This window comes from Tenacibaculum pelagium, from assembly GCF_014062345.1.
GTDB classification, from domain to species: Bacteria; Bacteroidota; Bacteroidia; order Flavobacteriales; family Flavobacteriaceae; genus Polaribacter; species Polaribacter pelagius.
Genome location: NZ_JACGLS010000003.1, coordinates 116,258 through 134,901, shown reverse-complemented (window position 1 = coordinate 134,901; position 18,644 = coordinate 116,258). Strand labels below are relative to the sequence as shown.

The window sequence follows — 18,644 nt, the reverse complement described above, 5'->3', positions numbered from 1 at the left end:
AACCTTTTTAAACCCTTAGCTAAAGTGTTAACAAAATGTTAAAGGAAATAGGGTTACCCCTATCTTCTAAGGGTTACCCCTAACTTTCAAATAGGGGTATTGGGTATTGACCAATGATTTATTTTCTTCTAGTTTTACCATATTAAAAATTATTTGCTATAAGTTTTTATATATGAAAAAAGAAAAAAAATCAATTCTAATTATTGATAGTTGCCCATTAATTTGTGAGGCTTATAAAAGTGTAATCAACTCGACAAATAAAAATGAAGATTATTTATTTGACATTAATTTGGTACACTGTGGAAAGCAAGGTCTTGAAATAATCAATAATGCATCTAAAAATAAAACCTTCTTTAATCTAATAATTTTAGAATTAAAATTTTCTATAAACTACCAAAAAGAAAGATTATCTGGCGAAGATTTAAGCATGACCATTAGAAAAACGTTTCCTAATACAAAAATAATAATATCAACTGCTTTAGATGATAATTTCAGGATTCATAATATATTCAAAACAATAAATCCTGAAGGTTTTATTTTAAAAAAAGATTTAACTTCTAAAGATTTTAAAAATGCTATTTGTTCTATTTTTAATAACGAACCTTTTTATAGCAAATCAATTCTTAAACTTTTAAGAAAAGAAATCTCATCAACCTTATTAATTGACCGCATAGACAGAAAAATTTTATACGAACTATCTATTGGTGCAAGAATGAAGGACATGCCTAATTACGTTCCTTTATCAGCTGCCAGCATTGAAAAAAGAAAACGCCACTTAAAGAAAATATTTAATGTAAAAGATAAAGGCGGAGATAGAGAGTTAATACTTGTAGCTAAAGAAAAAGGGCTTATATAAAACAAAGAGTAAGGGTATGCCTTACTTTTTTTACGGTTTTTTCTCACTTTTTTAATTCTTAAAAAAATAGCTTTGGAGGAAACTAAAATTAGCTATTCTAAAAAATATAACTTTTGAAAGACACATTAATCAATTTAGTAAGTAGATTATTAAAACAAAATAGAATATCATTTGATAAAGAAGAGTTAGCTTTTCAAATTCAAAGTCATCCTTCATACCCTAGCTTACATGCTATTACAGGAGTGTTAGATCATTTCAACATAGAAAACGTAGCAGCTGATGTACCTACAAATACAGAAACACTTTTACAGTTACCTGACTGCTTTATAGCACAAGTAAATAATGAACAAGGTAAAGATCTAGTTGTTGTAGATCGAAAAAAATTAGACTACAACATTTATAATACTGAAAACAAAAAGGAAAAACTTACAGAAAAGGATTTTCTTGGAAAATTTACAGGGATTATAGTCGCTGTTGAACAATCTCAAGAAAATTCACAAACAAAATCTAAATCTAAAATAACAAGGTTTGTTGCTTTAGCTCTTTTAACTCTTTTTGCTTCCTTCTTAATTTATAACAATTCAACTTCTTGGTATAATATTGCATATATAGCTTTATCAATTTTAGGAATAATAACAAGTATAGCAATAGTAAAACAAGAGTTAGGGTTAAAAACTGCTATAGGTGATGCGTTTTGTTCTGGCTCAGATGATAAAAAAGATTGTGATGCTGTACTAACATCTAAAGGAGCTGAGTTAATTAAAGGATACAAATTAAGTGATTTAAGTATTTTATACTTTTCAGGACTAACATTATTAACACTATCTCAGATTACCAATCCTGTACACTCTTATACTATTAGTCTTTTAGCTATCCCTATTACCTTATACTCGTTATACTACCAATACGCTGTTGTTAAAAAATGGTGTTTGTTATGCCTGAGTATAGTTGGCATATTATGGTTGCAAGCGGTAGTTCCGTTAATTACAAGTACATTTATAGAAAGTTTTTCTATAGTTGATTTTACTACACTTGGATTGATAACATTAGTAACTTGGCTTACTTGGAATTATTTAAAGCCTTTAATACATCAAGTAACAGAATTAAAAAAAGAAAAAATAGAGAATGTTAAATTTAAACGTAACTATACTTTATTTAGTAGTCTTCTACAAAAATCTCCTCAGATAAACACTCAAATTGAAAATAGTGAAGAAATTGTTTTTGGTAATCCAAATTCACCACTAGAATTAACCATTATAACTAACCCTTTTTGTGGACACTGTAAACCTGTCCATATACATATTCATGATATTTTAAACCGGTATAACGATAATGTGAAGATTAAAATTCGTTTCAATGTAAATACTGAAAACATTGAGAATGATCTTTTTAAAATAACAAATAGTTTACTTTCTATTTATCACACCAAAGGAGCACAAAAATGCTTACAAGCTATGGATGAAATTTATAACGGTGAAAAACCTGATAAATGGCTTAATAAATGGGAAGATAACACTAAAAAAGATTTGTATAAAAAAGAGCTAGAAAGAGAAAGCTCTTGGTGTAAAGAAAACGCTATCAATTTTACTCCAGAAATTTTAGTAAACGGAAAATCATTTCCTAAAGAATATAATAGAACAGATCTAATCTTCTTTATTGAAGAACTTGAAGAAAACTATCAACAATTAGTAACTGTATAAAAGCAACAAAGCCCTAAAAAGGGCTTTGCTTTTTGAACAATATTCTCTCGCGAAGAATAGACACATAGGTGAGTGTCTTTAAATGTTCGCCGCAAAAGTAACCTTAATATTTTAATTATGAAAAAATCAATCTTAAACTTGGGTAAAGCTTTAAATAAAGCGGAGCAAAAAACAGTAAACGGAGGTAGAAAACAATGTGATTCAAACGGTGACAGAATATGTGAAGACAGAGGAAGACATTGCGCAGAGTTTTACTGTCAGTTAATGCCTTTTTAATTATGAAAAAACAAATTTTAAACTTAGGAAAAGTTCTAAATAAGGTAGCGCAAAAAGAAATATCTGGAGGTAAAGTTGGAGGTCAATGTAGAACAGCAAGAGATTGCTGGCACGCAACAGGCGGGATAGGTTCAATAAATGACTATTTATGCACAAATGGTCATTGTACTTTCAGCCCTAATCCTTTTTAATATCAAAATAGCGGGTCGATCTAACCCGCTATTTCTTATTTATTAGCTTAAAAACAAAATCTACTACTTGAAAAAATTTCCAAATTACAAACAAACAGAGGCTAAAGATTGTGGGCCTACGTGTATTAAAATCATAGCTAAACACTATGGCAAAACAATTAATACCCAACAACTACGTAGCTTAAGTGAAACTACCCGAGAAGGTAGTAGTCTTTTAGGCTTAAGCGAAGCTGTAGAATCTATGGGATTCAAATCTTTGGGTATAAAACTAAGCTTCAATAAATTATTGGAAGCTCCGCTACCTTGTATTATACACTGGAATAAAAATCACTATGTAGTTCTTTATAAAATTAAAAAGGACACTGTTTATATTTCTGACCCTGCTCATGGATTGATCTCTTTTACCAAAAAAGAATTTATTCAACATTGGATTGGAAATAATGCTGATGAAAATACTGAAGAAGGAATTGCTCTATTAGTAGAACCAACTCCTCGTTTTTATAGTGAAGAATTTGAGGAAGATGAAAAATTTGGGTTTGGTTTTATTTTCAAATATCTTTTTAAGTATAAAAAATTTATAGTCCAATTGATAATTGGATTACTGGCTGGAAGCTTACTTCAATTAATTCTACCTTTCTTAACACAAAGTGTCGTTGATGTAGGGATTAAAAATCAAGATTTAAATTTTGTGTACCTTATCCTTTTTGCGCAATTATTTCTTTTCATAGGAAAAGCTTCTCTTGAAATTATTCGTAGTTGGATTCTTCTACACCTTAGTACACGAATCAATATATCATTAATCTCTGATTTCTTTATCAAATTAATGAAACTACCTATCTCCTATTTTGATGTACGCATGACAGGAGATTTATTACAAAGAATAAACGACCATAAACGTATTGAACGTATTCTAACCACCTCTTCTTTAACTGTTTTATTCTCTTTTTTTAACCTGATTATCTTCAGTTTAGTTTTAGGATATTATAGCTTACAAATCTTTGGAGTATTTGTTTTAGGAAGTGTTTTATACTTCGGATGGGTATTATTCTTCTTTAAAAAACGTAAAGAATTAGATTATAAAAGATTTTCACAAGTAAGTCAAGAACAAAGTAAAGTGATTGAACTTATCAATGGAATGCAAGAAATTAAGCTGCACAATGCAGAACGTCGTATGCGTTGGAATTGGGAATATGTACAAGCCCGATTATTTAAAGTCGCTACTAAAAGCTTAGCATTAGAACAAACTCAGAGTGTAGGTTCAAACTTTATCAATGAACTTAAAAATATGTTCATTACCATTCTATCTGCAAAATTAGTTATCGATGGTGATATTACTTTAGGTATGATGATGGCCATTAGTTACATTGTAGGTCAATTAAATGGACCAATAACACAACTAATCAACTTTATGCGTGATGTACAAGATGCACAAATATCTATTGATAGATTAGGAGAAATTCATAATATGGAAGATGAGGAAAAACCTGGAGATGAAAAAGTAAATCATATTCCAGAAAATGCCTCTATAAAATTAAATAATATTTCATTTAGATACACAGGAGGTTTAGAACCTGTACTTAACAACTTATCCTTAGAAATACCAGCAAATAAAACTACTGCCATCGTTGGTGTTAGCGGAAGTGGGAAGACAACTTTAATGAAATTATTACTTGGTTTTTATCAAGTAGACAAAGGAGATATTATGATTAATAATTTCAATCTAAAAAACATCTCTCAAAAAGAATGGAGAAGAAACTGCGGTGTAGTAATGCAAGAAGGATATATTTTTAATGATTCTATTGCTAAAAATATCGCTGTAGGTGAAGATTATGTTGATAAAGAAAAATTGGCTCATGCTATAGATGTAGCTAATATAGGTGATTATATTGAAGCACTACCTTTAGGTTATAACACTAAAATTGGTAGTGAAGGAAATGGACTTAGCACTGGTCAAAAACAACGATTATTGATTGCTAGATCTGTATATAAAAACCCTAAATTCTTATTTTTTGATGAAGCAACTAGTGCCTTAGATGCTAATAACGAAAAAGTAATCATGGGAAAACTAAACGAATTTTTCTCTAATAAAACAGCAGTAGTTATTGCTCATCGATTAAGTACGGTTAAAAATGCACATCAAATTGTTGTGTTAGAAAAAGGAAAAATTATTGAAAAAGGATCCCATGAAGAACTTATAAAATTAAAAGGAAGTTACTATCACCTAGTTAAAAATCAACTTGACTTAGGTAAATAAAATATATAAAACATTCTCTCGCGAAGAATAGACACAACCCTTGAGTGTCTTTAAACCGTTCAAGGGTTTAATTAAATTTAAATCATTAAAAAAATGAAAAAAACAATTTTAAACTTAGGTAAAAACCTAAACAAATCAGAGCAAAAAAACGTTTTTGGTGGAGGGTTTAAAAACCCATGTCCTTGTTCTTCTGAGTATACTAACGATGGAGCTGGTACATGTTCATACCCTGCAAACGGAACAATTTTCGGAGCCCCTTTTCCAGGAGGTAGATGTTCAGGGCAAATTCAAAATGGATTATGTTGTGTAAATTAAAATACAGAAATATGAAAAAATCAATTTTAAACTTAGGGAAAACTTTAAATAAAACTGAACAAAAATCTGTTGCAGGCGGTCGGTTTAAATGCTTCATAAATGGTGAATGTATAAAGACTAGCCATTTATGTGCCGAATTTCAATGTAGATAATATTAAAATAACAAAATGAAAAAATCAATATTAAATCTAGGAAAAGCTCTTAATAAATTAGAGCAAAAAATAATTAATGGTGGTAGAGAGCGTGGTGAAGGAGAGAATAATGATGGACCTAACAGCAAAGGTTGTTATGAACAACCTGTCGCTAATGTAAATTGCATAAGTCCTTGGGTATATGTTGCTGGTTGTGGGTATACTTGTATGACAGCTCCAATGAATCCATAATTATAACTTTTAAAAATAACTCAAGATGAAAAAATCAATTTTAAACTTAGGAAATGTCTTAAATAAAACTGAACAAAAAGCAATTAACGGTGGTGGGCCTATAGGATTTTGTGATGCAGACGGAGATTGCCCTTCTGGAAGCTATTGCTCCAATCATTTTTGCCACTCAAATGGATCTGGACCTGGACCTGGATCAGGTAATGGTGGAGGATGCACTATCCCTACAAGATTTTGTATTGATGAACATGACACTTGCTGTATATACATTTAACAACAAGTTTCTAATAAATACATATACACCTTGAACATCTTAAACCTTTCAAGGTTTTAATAAATTTTAAATCAAAGAAATGAAAAAATCAATTTTAAATTTAGGTAAAGCTTTAAATAAAGCGGAGCAAAAAGAAGTTAACGGAGGGAAAGTTTTTGGTCCATTCTGTAAATCAGGAGCATGTTATTCAAATAATTGGGTGTCTGCTGGGAACGAAAACGGAGATGTATGCGCTGTCCTATTTGGATACGGAGATCATTGTAGAGGGACTATAAATAATAATCAATGTTGTCTTAATTAATACTAAAATTATGAAAAAATCAATTTTAAATTTAGGAAAAGCTTTAAATAAGGTAGAGCAAAAACAAATTAACGGAGGAACTGACCCTATATCAGGCGACGGCGGAGGCTCTGGAGGTGGAAGCGGAGACTCAGGTAATTGGGGTGTTTGTAGAGAATATGGAAAATTCGGAGGCTTCTGGGTAAGAACTCATTGTGATGACCTGTGTTCTAATGGAACACAACCTATTTGCGCTTTATAATTTCAACACATAATCATAAGGGAGTTAGTTAATTTATAACTCCCTTTAAATAAAAATATGCCACATACTAGTCAAGATATAGAAATACGCAGCGAAGAAGTACAAGAAATTTTAAGTCATGTTCCCAATTGGATGATTCGTTGGGGAAATACTTTATTCTTAGGATTAATTGTGATGCTTTTATTCATCTCATGGTTTGTAAAATATCCAGATGTTATTTCTACTCAAGTAATGGTAACAACATCTTTTCCTCCTGAAAAAATATATGCTAAATCTACTGGGCAATTTCAAACTTTTTTAACTACTGATGAAAAGAGCGTTTCAAAAAATGAAGTATTAGCTATTATAGAAAATAGTGCATCCTACAAAGATGTATTACTTTTAAAAAGTATTACCGACACTATAGAAATTCATCAAGAAAACTTTTCTTTTCCTATCGAAAAACTACCTTTTCTTATCTTAGGTGATATTACTTCTAGCTTTTCTCAGTTTGAAAATGATTATTCTGAATACACATTAAACAATAAACTAGCACCCTATAAATCGGAAACTTTTGCTAACAGAATGTCAGTTATTGAAGCTCGTGGAAGATTACAAATTTTATTATCTCAAAAAGATTTAAACAAAAAAGAATTAGAATTTAAAGAAATAGACCGTGAACGTAGTATAAAACTATATGAAGAAGGAGTTATTTCTGCTAAAGAAAAAGAATTAAAAGAAATCGAATTATTACAAGCAAAAAGATCTTATAAAAGTTTAGAGAACTCCATTTCTCAAATGAGAGAGCTAATTAATAACTCTTCTAAAAACCTAGAAGGTACTTCTATTAAAAAAACTCAAAATGATAGTAGGCTTAAAAAGAAAGCTATTCAATCGTTTTTATATTTAAAAAAGGCCATTAAAGATTGGGAAAAACAATATGCTTTAATATCATCTATAAACGGAAAAGTATCTTTTTTATCTTTTTGGAGTAAAAATCAAACAGTAAAATCCGGTGAATTAATTTTTACCATTATTCCTGATGAAGAGAATTCATTTGTTGGTAAAATAAAAGCGCCTGCTGCTAATTCAGGAAAAATAAAAAAAGGACAAAAAGTGCAAATAAAATTATTGAATTATCCTTCTGATGAATTTGGTGAACTTAACGGAAAAGTAAAATCAATTTCATTAACTCCAGATGAAGAAGGTAATTATTTAATTGATGTAGAACTACCTCAAAACTTAAAAACTACCTACGATAAAACAATTGCATTTAGACAAGAAATGAAAGGTACAGCAGATATCATAACTGAAGATTTACGGTTGATAGAACGTTTTTTCTATCAACTAAGAAATATTGTAAAATAAAAATATTTTCTCGCGAAGAATAGACATAAACCTTGAGTGTCTTTAAATGATCAAGGATTTAATCAATTTAAATTATTTTAAAATTATGAAAAAATCAATTTTAAACTTAGGAAATGCTTTAAATAAAGCGGAACAAAAATCAATTAACGGAGGAATGTTTATAAATCCTTGTAACGGTTCTAGTATTTATAATGATATTGGTGGTGGAGAGTGCACATATACTCCAAAAGGAATGGATACTAGAAAGTTATGCTTAGGGCAAATTTCTAACGGGTTTTGTGCTCCTTTAATTTAAATTATTTTAAAATGAAAAAATCAATTTTAAACTTAGGGAATGCTTTAAACAAGGCTGAACAAAAAGCAGTTAATGGTGGCTTTTTTAGATGTACTAGCTCTGAACAATGCTCTGGAAGGTATGATTGTTGCTCTCAAGGAACTTGTATAGATACTACTCATGCTTTTTTCCAACCATACTGCTCATAAAATGAAAAAATCAATTTTAAATTTAGGAAAAGCTTTAAATAAAGCTGAACAAAAAAGCATTAATGCTGGAGACGGTACTCTACCTAGCGATTCACTAATTGACTGCCTTGAAACAATGTGCATTAATATGCCAAATCCTGACTATAACATGGGACCTTTTGATCCTCTTGGTGGGCCAGATCAAAATGGATTAGTTTTTGTTACAGGTGTTTGCAGAGATGGTAAATGCTATTATGTTTAGATTTAAAAATCATTTATAGTAAAATGAAAAAGTCAATTTTAAACTTAGGAAAAGCTTTAAATAAAGCTGAACAAAAAGAAATTAACGGAGGTTTACGCCCTCCTACTGGACCTTGTACAGATTCTTACAAACCTTGTTCTGGGAATCACGATTGCCCTAGAGGTCAAGGACGTTATATTATGTCTGATAACATACCTGTAGAGGCTGTGTGTTTGTGTCTTATTTAAAGACCTATTAAACAGCATTAATATATAAAAGCGAAAGGTTACTTTCGCTTTTTTAATTTTATACTATTATTATTTCATCTATCATTAAAAAAAACTAAATTAGCAGGCTTGCTAAAAAAGTAAATTTAGCAAGATAAATTGTTTAAATTAATATAAAAAGTTTGAGATATGAGTCCGAATGATGATAGAAAAATAAAAGAAAAATTACAGACAAAAACCTGGAACGAAATAAAAACAAACGACTCTTGGGCGATATTTAAAATTATGGCTGAGTTTGTTGAAGGATATGAAAAACTAAGTAAAATAGGACCTTGTGTTTCTATTTTTGGTTCTGCACGTACAAAAACAGATCACCCATATTATAAATTAGCTGAAGAAGTTGGTTATAAATTAACTCAAAACGGATTTGGAGTTATTACCGGTGGTGGGCCAGGTATTATGGAAGCAGGTAATAAAGGTGCAGATAGAGGAAAAGGAACTTCTGTTGGATTAAACATCGAGCTACCTTTCGAGCAGCACGACAATCCTTGGATTGATCATGACAAAAACTTAAACTTCGATTACTTTTTTGTTCGTAAAGTAATGTTTGTAAAATATTCACAAGGATTTGTAGTAATGCCAGGAGGTTTTGGAACTTTAGATGAACTTTTTGAGGCAATCACTTTAATTCAAACGAATAAAATAGGACGTTTCCCGATTGTTTTAGTAGGTAAAAAATTCTGGGGTGGTTTAATCGACTGGATTAAAAATACTTTATTAGAAGAAGGAAATATTAGCGAAAAAGACTTAAATTTATTTAGAGTTGTAGATACTGCAGATGAAGCTGTTGAACATTTCAATAAATTCTATGCTAAATACGATTTAAAACCAAATTTCTAAAAATAACTCTTATATTTAAAGCTCGTTGAATATTCAACGAGCTTTTTTTATTTTTAAATTGAAACAATTAAAACTCCTCTTCTTATTTCTTTTACTGTGCTGTTTACATGCAACAGCGCAAACCAATTCAATTGAAATAAACGCAAAATTAGACGTTGAAAACGATCTTTTACACATTCAACAAAAAACAGTTTATTTCAATAATTCCTCTTCTAATCTTACAAGCTTATTCTTACATAATTGGGCAAATAGCTATAAAAACAATAACACTCCCTTAGGTAAACGATTTATTGACGACTATAGAAAAGATTTCTATTTTTCTGATGCAAAAGATCGCGGATATTCTAAAATTAAAAATCTAACTATAAACTCTAAACAAGTTTCTTTTAAAGAGAAAAAAAATCAATCTGACATTATTGAAGTAATACTAAACAAAACTTTACTACCTAAAGATAGTTTGGTTTTATCTACTACGTACACTGTAAAAATTCCTAATGCAAAATATACCGGATACGGAAAAATTAAAAATGGTTATCATTTACGTTTTTGGAATATAGTACCAGCTATTTTTAAAGAAAAATGGCAAACAATGAGCAATTTAAACCTTAACGATTTATACCAAGAACCTGCTAATTACAGCATAAACATTGATGTTCCTAAAAACTACACTGTTGAAAGCAATCTATATCAATACAAAACAAAAAGAGAAAATGATATCAATTACTTTCTTATTGGAACAAAGAAAAAAGATATTATCCTAAACATAAGTACTCAAGGAAGGTTCACCTCTTTTAAAATCAAAAACAAAGAAATTAAAACCGATGCTTACATAAAGAGTATCCCAACTAAAGTAACTACAGAAATAATTAATCAACAAATTAATTTTATTGAAAGTTATTTAGGAAAACACCCGCTTCCTGAAATTTTTGTGGATGCAAGAACCGCTAATAAAAATTCATCTCATGAAATTTACGGGTTACCAAGTTGGTTAAAACCATTTCCTAAAAACTTTAAATGGGAAATAAAACTCTTTAAAGCTCTAACTCAAAAATATACCGATGATGTATTTACAGTAAATAAAAGAACCAATTACTGGCTTATTGATGGGTTACAAACTTTTTTAATGATGGAATACATTAAAAAACACCATCCTAATGTAACTGTTTTAGGAAAGTATTCTAAATACTGGCCTATTAGAATTTACAATATTTCTAAACTAAAACAGAACGATAAATTCGCTTTTGTTTATCAATTTAGTGCTCGTAAGTTTTACGACCAAGCTCTAAACACCCCTTCTGATTCTCTTTCTAATTTTAACAGAAGAATTGTAAGTAAATACAAAGCAGGTTTGGGCTTACTCTATCTTCAAGATTATTTGGGTGATGATGTTTTAAAAAAATCAATAAAAGAGTTTTATACAGAAACAAATTTCAAAACAAGTAATAGTGATATTTTTGAAAAAATCCTTAGAAAAAATACATCAAAAAATTTAGATTGGTTTTTTAACGATTACATCAAAACAAGTAAAAAGATAGATTATAAAATTAAAAAAGTAAAGTATTCAAAAAATAAAGATTCACTAGAAGTTACGATTAAAAACAAAAGAAGCTTTTCTGCTCCTGTTGCTTTATACGGGATTCATAAAAAGAAAATAAAATATAAAACCTGGATAGACGGAACAGATTCTACCAAAACTATTAAAATTAAAAGAGGTGACTTTAATAAGCTTGCATTAAATTACGAAAGCATTTACCCTGAATACAATTCATTAGATAATTTTAGAAACGTAAATAATAGTTTAATTAACAAACCGTTACAATTTCGCTTCTTTAAAGACGTAGAAAACCCTTATTATAATCAACTTTTTTATTACCCTGATTTAAAATACAATTTATATGACGGACTTATATTAGGTGTAAATATTAATAATCAATCAGTAGTAAATCATAATTTTGAATTCAGCTTAACACCTAATTACAGCACAAAAAGCCAAAACTTTACAGGTTCTTATTCATTTGCCTATAATCACTTTTTTAAAGAATCTAGTATTTACAAAATACGTTATGGTATTGGAGGAAGTAATTTTCATTACGCTCCTGAACTCGAATATAATACGCTTACACCTTTTGCTAGTATTCAATTTAGAAGGAATACTCTTAGAGATAATGGTATAAAACTTTTAATTGCCAGATTAATTAGAGTAGATAAAGAGCTCGCTCCTGATGCTATTAAACAAGAAAGCGACAAATACAATATTTTTAATTTAAGATATATTCAATCTAAGTTTGATGCAATTAATAGAACATTGTACGCTGTAAATACTGAGTTCCATTCAAATTTCTCAAAAATAACTACAGATATTCGTTATCGTAGATTTTTTAAAGCCGATAAAAGTTATGAAATCCGATTTTTTGGAGGTTACTTTTTATCAAACAAAACAGAAGGAGACTATTTTAGCTTTGGATTAAATCGTGGATCTGATTATTTATTTGAACAAAACCTATTTGGTCGTTCAGAAAATGAAGGAATTTTCAGTCAACAATTCGTTGTTGGCCAAGGTGGTTTTAAATCTAAATTTAATGAACCGCAATTTTCTAATCAATTAATCACTTCTATAAATACAAGTTTTACTGTATGGAAATCATTAGAAGTATATAACGATTTTGCCATGCTAAAAAATAAAAATACTTCACCAAAGTATTTTTACGAAAACGGAATTCGACTAAATTTTCTACCTAATATTTTCGAATTTTACTTTCCAATTTATACAAATGAAGGATTTGAAGTTACAAAACAAAGATATCCTTCAAAAGTTAGATTTATAATAACCACAGACATCGACCGAATCTATAATTTTTTTAGAAGAGGATTATTATAGATACTTCAATAATTTTCATTTTTTTTCTATTTTTTTGAAGATAATTCAGTAAAAATTGAAATTTTTAAATTTCAACTAAAAAAACTATCTTTGTAACCATACCAAAAATAGATGATTATGACGCAAAAGACCGAAGTAGCTAACACTCAACAACTTTCTTTTCAAGATTTCAAAAATGAAGTTTTAAACGATTATAAAATTGCTCGTATTAGTAGAGAATGTAGTTTGCTAGGACGAAGAGAAGTTTTAACAGGTAAAGCGAAGTTTGGAATTTTTGGTGATGGTAAAGAAGTACCTCAATTGGCAATGGCAAAAGCTTTTCAAAATGGTGATTTCCGTTCAGGTTATTACCGTGATCAAACTTTTATGATGGCCATAGATCAATTAACACCTCAACAATTTTTTGCAGGGTTATATGCGCATACAGATATTGAGATTGAACCAATGTCAGCAGGTCGTCAAATGGGAGGGCATTTTGCTACTCATTCAATTGATGAAAATGGAAATTGGAAAAATTTAACTGCTCAGAAAAATTCATCAGCAGATATTTCTCCTACAGCTGGTCAAATGCCTCGTTTATTAGGTCTAGCACAAGCTTCTAAAATTTATAGAAATGTTGAAGATTTAGAGAGTTTTACAAATTTCTCAAACAAAGGTAACGAAGTAGCTTGGGGTACTATTGGTAATGCAAGTACAAGTGAAGGTTTATTTTTTGAAACCATCAATGCGGCTGGGGTTTTACAAGTACCTATGGTAATGAATGTTTGGGATGATGAGTACGGAATTTCGGTACACGCAAAACATCAAACAACTAAAGAAAGTATTTCTGAAATTTTAAAAGGGTTTCAAAAAGAAAACGATACAAACGGATACGAAATTTTTGTAGTTAATGGTTGGGATTATGTACAACTGATAGACACCTATAACAAAGCTTCAAAAATTGCTAGAGAACAACATATTCCTGTTTTAATTCACGTAAAAGAATTAACACAACCTCAAGGGCATTCAACTTCTGGTTCACACGAAAGATATAAATCTCCAGAGCGTTTACAATGGGAACAAGATTTTGATTGTATTGCTCAAATGCGTAAGTGGATTTTAGAGTTTGAATTGCAAGATGAAAATGGCGACACTTTAAAATTTATTGATTCTGAAGAAGAATTAATAGCAATTGAAAAAGAATCTAAAAAAGAAGTTAGTAAAGCAAAACGTGCTGCTTGGAGTGCTTTTACTAATGAGATAAAAGCTGAAGTTGCTACCGCTGTTAACCTATTAGAAAGAGTAGCTCAAAAAAGTAATAATGGCTCATTCATTACTAAATATAAAAATGATTTAGCTACTATCGACGAACCTATTCGTAAAGATATTTTAGTAGCTGCACGTAAAAGTTTACGCTATTTAAAAGATGAAAATTTTGCAGAAAAAGTTGAGTTGCAAAATTTCATTAAAACATCTATTGATAATGCTGCTGTAAAATATTCTGCTCATTTATTAAGCGAAACAGAGCAAGCCACACAAAATGTTACTGCAGAATTACCTACATATGCTTCTGAAAAGAACATGGTAGATGCACGTATTATTATGCGTGATAATTTTGATGCTATTTTTAGCAAATATCCAGAAACTTTAATCTTTGGTGAAGACGCTGGTTATATTGGTGATGTAAACCAAGGATTAGAAGGCTTACAAGAAAAGCATGGGGAATTAAGAGTTTCAGATGTTGGAATTCGTGAAGCTACTATTTTAGGGCAAGGTATTGGAATGGCTATGCGTGGTTTACGTCCGATTGCTGAAATTCAGTATTTAGATTACTTATTGTATGCTTTACAAATTATGAGTGATGATTTAGCAACACTTCGTTACCGTACATTTGGTAAACAAAAAGCTCCGTTAATCATTCGTACTCGTGGACATCGTTTAGAAGGGATATGGCATTCAGGTTCTCCAATGGGAGGAATTATAAATAACATCAGAGGTATTCATGTTTTAGTTCCTAGAAATATGACTAAAGCTGCTGGATTCTATAACACTTTATTAGAAGGTGACGACCCTGCTTTAGTAGTTGAATGTTTAAATGGTTATCGTTTAAAAGAAGAGTTACCAACAAATTTAGGTGAATTTAAAACACCTATCGGGGTTGTAGAAACCATAAAAGAAGGAACTGATATTACCATTATATCTTATGGTTCAACTTTAAGAATTGTAGAAGAAGCCGCTAAAGATTTAGCTCAAGTAGGTATTGATGTAGAAATTGTAGATGCACAAAGTTTATTACCTTTCGATATAAATCACGATACAGTTAAATCGGTTGCTAAAACGAATCGTTTATTAGTAGTTGATGAAGATGTTCCTGGGGGAGCTTCGGCATATTTATTACAAGAAATCGTTGAAAATCAAAATGGATATAAGCATTTAGATAGCAAACCTGAAACTTTAACAGCAAAAGCACATAGGCCTGCTTACGGTACCGATGGAGATTATTTCTCTAAACCATCAGCTGAAGATATTTTTGAAAAAGTATACGAGATTATGCACGAAGCAAATCCTGCAAAATTTAAGAGTTTATACTAGTTAGTTTTTCTTAATAAACTATTACCTATTGCGCACTGTAAACAACGTTTCTTTGCGCAATAATTGCTTTTAAGCTCCAATAAAGCTTGACTTTCGAAAGCGTTTTTTGCTTTTATCTTTAAATCTAAAAATTTCGAAATAATTGAATTCTTCTCTGGTTTAAATTGCTGAATCAACTTTAATATTTTTTCTTGATCTTCCTCTCCTCTACTTTTATAATAAACAAACTTTAATGGAATAATTGTATTTATTATCAACAAATCAATAAACGATTTTGTGAGTTTCTTATTCGATTTTTTTGATGCAGTTTCAAACGTGTAATGTGTTTTCCAAAAATCATTAACCTCAACAGAAAGTAACTTATAAAAATCTTCTAATTTTTCTAACTCCATCAACTTCGAAAACAAATTTTGATGCTTATGGAGTAACGCAACCAACTGTGCTAATCTTATGGTTGGAAAATTATTTGGTCGCATTCTAAAAAATTGAAAGCCATTAGCAATAACATGCAAGCTATATTTATGTTGTAAATATTTGTACTCTTTCTTTAATTGTAATTGATCTACATTTTGAACATCTCCATCTAAAAATCCTGCTTGCCCAAACAACAGAGCTTCTAACTGTAATTTATTAAATCGAACCTTTCTTAAAATTGAAAAATCAAAAGAAGTAGCTAATTGCAAAAACGCTTCTCCGTTCACTTTTAACCCAAAGTTTTTAGCTAATAACTGAAACAATACAGCTTCATAATCATTATTCGATTGTTCTAATAATTCTTTAATTAAAACAGACTTACTTTCTAATCGCTCAAAATATAATCGCTCTAACCAATTTTTTATCACAAAAACATCAACTTCTTTAATCTGATTTTCACAAGGAATCCAACGTTGTTGTTTAGAAAATAAATTATGATAATTACCTAGCAATTCTTTGCTCACAAAATGCTTCAATTCTAAAGTTGGTATTGGTTTATTATTTTTCATAAACACATCTACATCATTACTCCAAACTACATGTAAAATTACTGCGTCGTAATTTTCATCTCCTTCATGTTTGTGTAAATACCAATCTGAAGAGTTTATATGAATTTCAACATTCCCAACCCATAATTGATTGTTTATTCTTACTTGAGAGTTAAAAAAATCAGGTCCCGAATTTTTATTATAATTACCAGATTTTAGAATTTGTACATCTTCATTCTTCGTTGTTTTTAATACGTTTACATCAAACAATTTGTATTGCCATAAAAAATGTAGAAATTCTTCTTTCATAACCGTAAATTAGCAATTCTTTTACGACTATTAAGATATGAAAAATTTCACTAAATCACTTTTCATCAGCGGATTCCCTGTTGTTGCATTAATCATTTTTGTAAAAACAGTTATTGATGCTAATTTCAACATTAGCAATATTGGTATATTAATCTCATCAATTACTGTTGTTGTATTTTTTAGTATGCTTTTTATAAAACCTGTTGCAAGAACAACTAAAACATTAACCTTCTATTCTACTTTAATTGTAATCGGATTAGCTTTAAACCTTTTTAATTTTGAGCAAAGATCATTATTAATTTCTGTAGGATTAGCTTTAGGCTGGCTAGCTTATTTAACTTGGTACTCTTCTTTTAATTCAAGAAATACTGCTGTTTTAGATTTTGGAAAAACACTTCCTAATTTTACTCTTGAAAATGGTGAAAAAGAAAAAATTTCACTTAACGATTTATCTGGTGATTTTAAGATATTCATATTCTATCGTGGTAATTGGTGTCCTTTGTGTATGGCACAAATAAAAGAAGTGGTAAATGAATATAAAGAACTTGATAAACGAAATGCGGACATGGTTTTGGTGAGTTCTCAACCTCATAAATTCACTAAAAGTTTAGCTAAGAAACATAAAGTTCCTTTTCATTTTTTAGTTGACTCAGAAAACAAAGTCGCTAAAAAATTAGGAATTCTTCATGAAAACGGATTACCAGCAGGATTTCAAATTTTAGGTTATGAATCTGATGTGGTATTACCCACTGTAATTATTACTGATAAAAACAACAAAATTATTTTTGCTGACTTAACAGATAATTATCGTGTTCGCCCAGAGCCAGAAACGTTTATGAAAATAATTGACAACTATAAAGGTTAAATTGATTGAACCATCAATTTTTACAATTATTAAACATTTATCATTCTTAAAAGCAATTGTATTTTTGTTGCATAAATAAATTCAAAAGATGAATAGTATAGAAAGTTTACAATGGCGTTATGCTGTTAAAAAATTCGACGAAAATAAATCACTTTCAGCAACTCAAATAAATACTTTAAAAGAAGCTTTTAATTTAACCGCTACTTCATACGGTTTACAACCAGTTAAAATGGTTGTGATACAAAATAAAGCAATTCAACAGCAATTAGTTAAACATTCTTGGAATCAGCCTCAAGTAGCGCAAGCATCACATGTATTAGTTTTATGTATTCCAAAAGAATACACGGTAAAAGATGTTGAAAATTATTTTTCTTTGGTAAAAAACATCAGAAATACACCAGATGAAATTTTAGATCCTTTTAAAATAATGCTTACTTCTTCTATTGGCAACAAAACGCAAGAAGAATTAAGTAACTGGAACAAAAATCAAGCTTATATTGCTTTAGGAAATTTAATGACAGTTGCAGCAAATGAACAAATTGATTCTTGCCCTATGGAAGGTTTTGTTCCTGAGAAATATAATGAGATTTTAGAATTAGAGAAACACAATTTAACATCTGTTTTAGTATTACCTGTTGGTTTTAGAGCTGAAGATGATTATATGAAAGATTTGAAAAAAGTTCGTAGAGAAACTTCAGAAGTTATTATCGAATTATAAACTACTTCTTATAAAATTTCATTTTTACGTTTTCACCATACTTTTTTTATGGTTTTTTCAAGTCTAACTTGTTTTTAAGTATTTAGATTTGAGAAACTTAAAAAAAATTAAATTATGCTAAAGAACATTTCAAAATTAGGTACTACACTTAACAAAACTGAACAAAAAACTATTAATGGTGGAGGAGCTGGTAAGTATTGTACAAAGAAACAAACTAGTCTAGGATGTGTAGATGTATTCTCTCAACGAGTATGTCTTTGTCCATTTTAATTTCAAGCGACCTTCGGGTCGTTTTTCTTTTTTTCCTTTATTCCATCTATTTTAAATTATAAATTACGAATAAGAAATTTAGTACATTCGTAATTCATAATTTAAC

Annotated in this window: 21 protein-coding genes; 20 read left to right on the top strand and 1 reads right to left on the bottom strand. The window is 29.7% G+C overall.

Annotated elements, in window-relative coordinates; all coding sequences use genetic code 11:
* Window positions 1-172 precede the first annotated feature (172 nt).
* The 17 genes from H3Z83_RS07670 to H3Z83_RS07590 all read left to right on the top strand — a co-directional run bounded on the left by H3Z83_RS07670 (window position 173) and on the right by H3Z83_RS07590 (window position 15,414).
* Complete coding sequence (locus tag H3Z83_RS07670; protein ID WP_182124896.1) at window positions 173-856, top strand: response regulator transcription factor; 684 nt, start codon at window positions 173-175, stop codon at window positions 854-856.
* A 113-nt stretch (window positions 857-969) separates the two neighbouring features.
* On the top strand, window positions 970-2,556 hold the full coding sequence (locus H3Z83_RS07665; protein ID WP_182124895.1) for a vitamin K epoxide reductase family protein: 1,587 nt from the start codon (window positions 970-972) through the stop codon (window positions 2,554-2,556).
* A gap of 117 nt (window positions 2,557-2,673) precedes the next feature.
* Entirely contained in the window at window positions 2,674-2,832 is a 159-nt protein-coding gene (locus H3Z83_RS07660) for a hypothetical protein (RefSeq protein WP_182124894.1), read from the top strand.
* 2 nt (window positions 2,833-2,834) lie between these two features.
* On the top strand, window positions 2,835-3,023 hold the full coding sequence (locus H3Z83_RS07655; RefSeq protein WP_182124893.1) for a hypothetical protein: 189 nt from the start codon (window positions 2,835-2,837) through the stop codon (window positions 3,021-3,023).
* Window positions 3,024-3,090: 67 nt separating this feature from the next.
* Entirely contained in the window at window positions 3,091-5,277 is a 2,187-nt protein-coding gene (locus tag H3Z83_RS07650; RefSeq protein ID WP_182124892.1) for a peptidase domain-containing ABC transporter, read from the top strand.
* A 93-nt stretch (window positions 5,278-5,370) separates the two neighbouring features.
* Window positions 5,371-5,592: a hypothetical protein gene (locus H3Z83_RS07645; protein WP_182124891.1), complete on the top strand. Its 222-nt coding sequence runs from the start codon at window positions 5,371-5,373 to the stop codon at window positions 5,590-5,592.
* Between the two features lie 167 nt (window positions 5,593-5,759).
* Complete coding sequence (locus H3Z83_RS07640) at window positions 5,760-5,975, top strand: hypothetical protein (RefSeq protein ID WP_182124890.1); 216 nt, start codon at window positions 5,760-5,762, stop codon at window positions 5,973-5,975.
* Between the two features lie 25 nt (window positions 5,976-6,000).
* Window positions 6,001-6,246: a hypothetical protein gene (locus H3Z83_RS07635; RefSeq protein ID WP_182124889.1), complete on the top strand. Its 246-nt coding sequence runs from the start codon at window positions 6,001-6,003 to the stop codon at window positions 6,244-6,246.
* A gap of 79 nt (window positions 6,247-6,325) precedes the next feature.
* The gene (locus tag H3Z83_RS07630) at window positions 6,326-6,547 is read left to right on the top strand and encodes a hypothetical protein (RefSeq protein ID WP_182124888.1); all 222 of its coding nucleotides are present in this window, start codon (window positions 6,326-6,328) and stop codon (window positions 6,545-6,547) included.
* A 10-nt stretch (window positions 6,548-6,557) separates the two neighbouring features.
* Window positions 6,558-6,788, top strand: a complete 231-nt coding sequence (locus H3Z83_RS07625; protein WP_182124887.1) for a hypothetical protein — start codon at window positions 6,558-6,560, stop codon at window positions 6,786-6,788.
* A gap of 57 nt (window positions 6,789-6,845) precedes the next feature.
* Complete coding sequence (locus H3Z83_RS07620) at window positions 6,846-8,135, top strand: HlyD family secretion protein (protein WP_182124886.1); 1,290 nt, start codon at window positions 6,846-6,848, stop codon at window positions 8,133-8,135.
* An 85-nt stretch (window positions 8,136-8,220) separates the two neighbouring features.
* Complete coding sequence (locus H3Z83_RS07615; RefSeq protein ID WP_182124885.1) at window positions 8,221-8,430, top strand: hypothetical protein; 210 nt, start codon at window positions 8,221-8,223, stop codon at window positions 8,428-8,430.
* A 159-nt stretch (window positions 8,431-8,589) separates the two neighbouring features.
* Window positions 8,590-8,859 carry a hypothetical protein gene (locus tag H3Z83_RS07610; protein WP_182124884.1) on the top strand — a complete coding sequence of 90 codons (270 nt, stop codon included), beginning with the start codon at window positions 8,590-8,592 and terminating at the stop codon, window positions 8,857-8,859.
* A 23-nt stretch (window positions 8,860-8,882) separates the two neighbouring features.
* Window positions 8,883-9,086, top strand: coding sequence for a hypothetical protein (locus H3Z83_RS07605; RefSeq protein WP_182124883.1), 204 nt, complete (start codon window positions 8,883-8,885; stop codon window positions 9,084-9,086).
* A gap of 168 nt (window positions 9,087-9,254) precedes the next feature.
* Complete coding sequence (locus tag H3Z83_RS07600; RefSeq protein WP_182124882.1) at window positions 9,255-9,965, top strand: LOG family protein; 711 nt, start codon at window positions 9,255-9,257, stop codon at window positions 9,963-9,965.
* Between the two features lie 58 nt (window positions 9,966-10,023).
* On the top strand, window positions 10,024-12,843 hold the full coding sequence (locus tag H3Z83_RS07595; protein ID WP_182124881.1) for a gluzincin family metallopeptidase: 2,820 nt from the start codon (window positions 10,024-10,026) through the stop codon (window positions 12,841-12,843).
* Window positions 12,844-12,960: 117 nt separating this feature from the next.
* Window positions 12,961-15,414 carry an alpha-ketoacid dehydrogenase subunit alpha/beta gene (locus tag H3Z83_RS07590; protein ID WP_182124880.1) on the top strand — a complete coding sequence of 818 codons (2,454 nt, stop codon included), beginning with the start codon at window positions 12,961-12,963 and terminating at the stop codon, window positions 15,412-15,414.
* On the opposite strand, the gene H3Z83_RS07585 is transcribed toward H3Z83_RS07590, so the two are convergent.
* Entirely contained in the window at window positions 15,411-16,685 is a 1,275-nt protein-coding gene (locus H3Z83_RS07585; RefSeq protein WP_182124879.1) for a DUF2851 family protein, read from the bottom strand. The genes H3Z83_RS07590 and H3Z83_RS07585 overlap by 4 nt on opposite strands.
* A 37-nt stretch (window positions 16,686-16,722) precedes the next feature.
* Between H3Z83_RS07585 and H3Z83_RS07580 the strand changes: the two genes are divergently transcribed.
* The 3 genes from H3Z83_RS07580 (at window position 16,723) to H3Z83_RS07570 (ending at window position 18,538) form a co-directional block, all read left to right on the top strand.
* Window positions 16,723-17,550 (top strand): peroxiredoxin family protein, encoded by an 828-nt coding sequence (locus tag H3Z83_RS07580; RefSeq protein WP_182124878.1) that lies wholly within the window; start codon window positions 16,723-16,725, stop codon window positions 17,548-17,550.
* A gap of 88 nt (window positions 17,551-17,638) precedes the next feature.
* Window positions 17,639-18,268, top strand: coding sequence for an NAD(P)H-dependent oxidoreductase (locus tag H3Z83_RS07575; RefSeq protein ID WP_182124877.1), 630 nt, complete (start codon window positions 17,639-17,641; stop codon window positions 18,266-18,268).
* Window positions 18,269-18,382: 114 nt separating this feature from the next.
* The gene (locus tag H3Z83_RS07570; protein ID WP_182124876.1) at window positions 18,383-18,538 is read left to right on the top strand and encodes a hypothetical protein; all 156 of its coding nucleotides are present in this window, start codon (window positions 18,383-18,385) and stop codon (window positions 18,536-18,538) included.
* The last annotated feature ends 106 nt before the right edge of the window (window positions 18,539-18,644 follow it).

Bases quoted from the DNA above. Each gene is read 5' to 3' on its own strand.
- H3Z83_RS07640 (WP_182124890.1), top strand. From the start codon at position 5,760: ATGAAAAAATCAATATTAAATCTAGGAAAAGCTCTTAATAAATTAGAG.
- H3Z83_RS07590 (WP_182124880.1), top strand. From the start codon at position 12,961: ATGACGCAAAAGACCGAAGTAGCTAACACTCAACAACTTTCTTTTCAA.
- H3Z83_RS07570 (WP_182124876.1), top strand. From the start codon at position 18,383: ATGCTAAAGAACATTTCAAAATTAGGTACTACACTTAACAAAACTGAA.
- H3Z83_RS07660 (WP_182124894.1), top strand. From the start codon at position 2,674: ATGAAAAAATCAATCTTAAACTTGGGTAAAGCTTTAAATAAAGCGGAG.
- H3Z83_RS07615 (WP_182124885.1), top strand. From the start codon at position 8,221: ATGAAAAAATCAATTTTAAACTTAGGAAATGCTTTAAATAAAGCGGAA.
- H3Z83_RS07630 (WP_182124888.1), top strand. From the start codon at position 6,326: ATGAAAAAATCAATTTTAAATTTAGGTAAAGCTTTAAATAAAGCGGAG.
- H3Z83_RS07600 (WP_182124882.1), top strand. From the start codon at position 9,255: ATGAGTCCGAATGATGATAGAAAAATAAAAGAAAAATTACAGACAAAA.
- H3Z83_RS07580 (WP_182124878.1), top strand. From the start codon at position 16,723: ATGAAAAATTTCACTAAATCACTTTTCATCAGCGGATTCCCTGTTGTT.
- H3Z83_RS07645 (WP_182124891.1), top strand. From the start codon at position 5,371: ATGAAAAAAACAATTTTAAACTTAGGTAAAAACCTAAACAAATCAGAG.
- H3Z83_RS07670 (WP_182124896.1), top strand. From the start codon at position 173: ATGAAAAAAGAAAAAAAATCAATTCTAATTATTGATAGTTGCCCATTA.
- H3Z83_RS07655 (WP_182124893.1), top strand. From the start codon at position 2,835: ATGAAAAAACAAATTTTAAACTTAGGAAAAGTTCTAAATAAGGTAGCG.
- H3Z83_RS07575 (WP_182124877.1), top strand. From the start codon at position 17,639: ATGAATAGTATAGAAAGTTTACAATGGCGTTATGCTGTTAAAAAATTC.
- H3Z83_RS07635 (WP_182124889.1), top strand. From the start codon at position 6,001: ATGAAAAAATCAATTTTAAACTTAGGAAATGTCTTAAATAAAACTGAA.
- H3Z83_RS07610 (WP_182124884.1), top strand. From the start codon at position 8,590: ATGCTTTTTTCCAACCATACTGCTCATAAAATGAAAAAATCAATTTTA.
- H3Z83_RS07585 (WP_182124879.1), bottom strand. From the start codon at position 16,685: ATGAAAGAAGAATTTCTACATTTTTTATGGCAATACAAATTGTTTGAT.
- H3Z83_RS07625 (WP_182124887.1), top strand. From the start codon at position 6,558: ATGAAAAAATCAATTTTAAATTTAGGAAAAGCTTTAAATAAGGTAGAG.
- H3Z83_RS07620 (WP_182124886.1), top strand. From the start codon at position 6,846: ATGCCACATACTAGTCAAGATATAGAAATACGCAGCGAAGAAGTACAA.
- H3Z83_RS07605 (WP_182124883.1), top strand. From the start codon at position 8,883: ATGAAAAAGTCAATTTTAAACTTAGGAAAAGCTTTAAATAAAGCTGAA.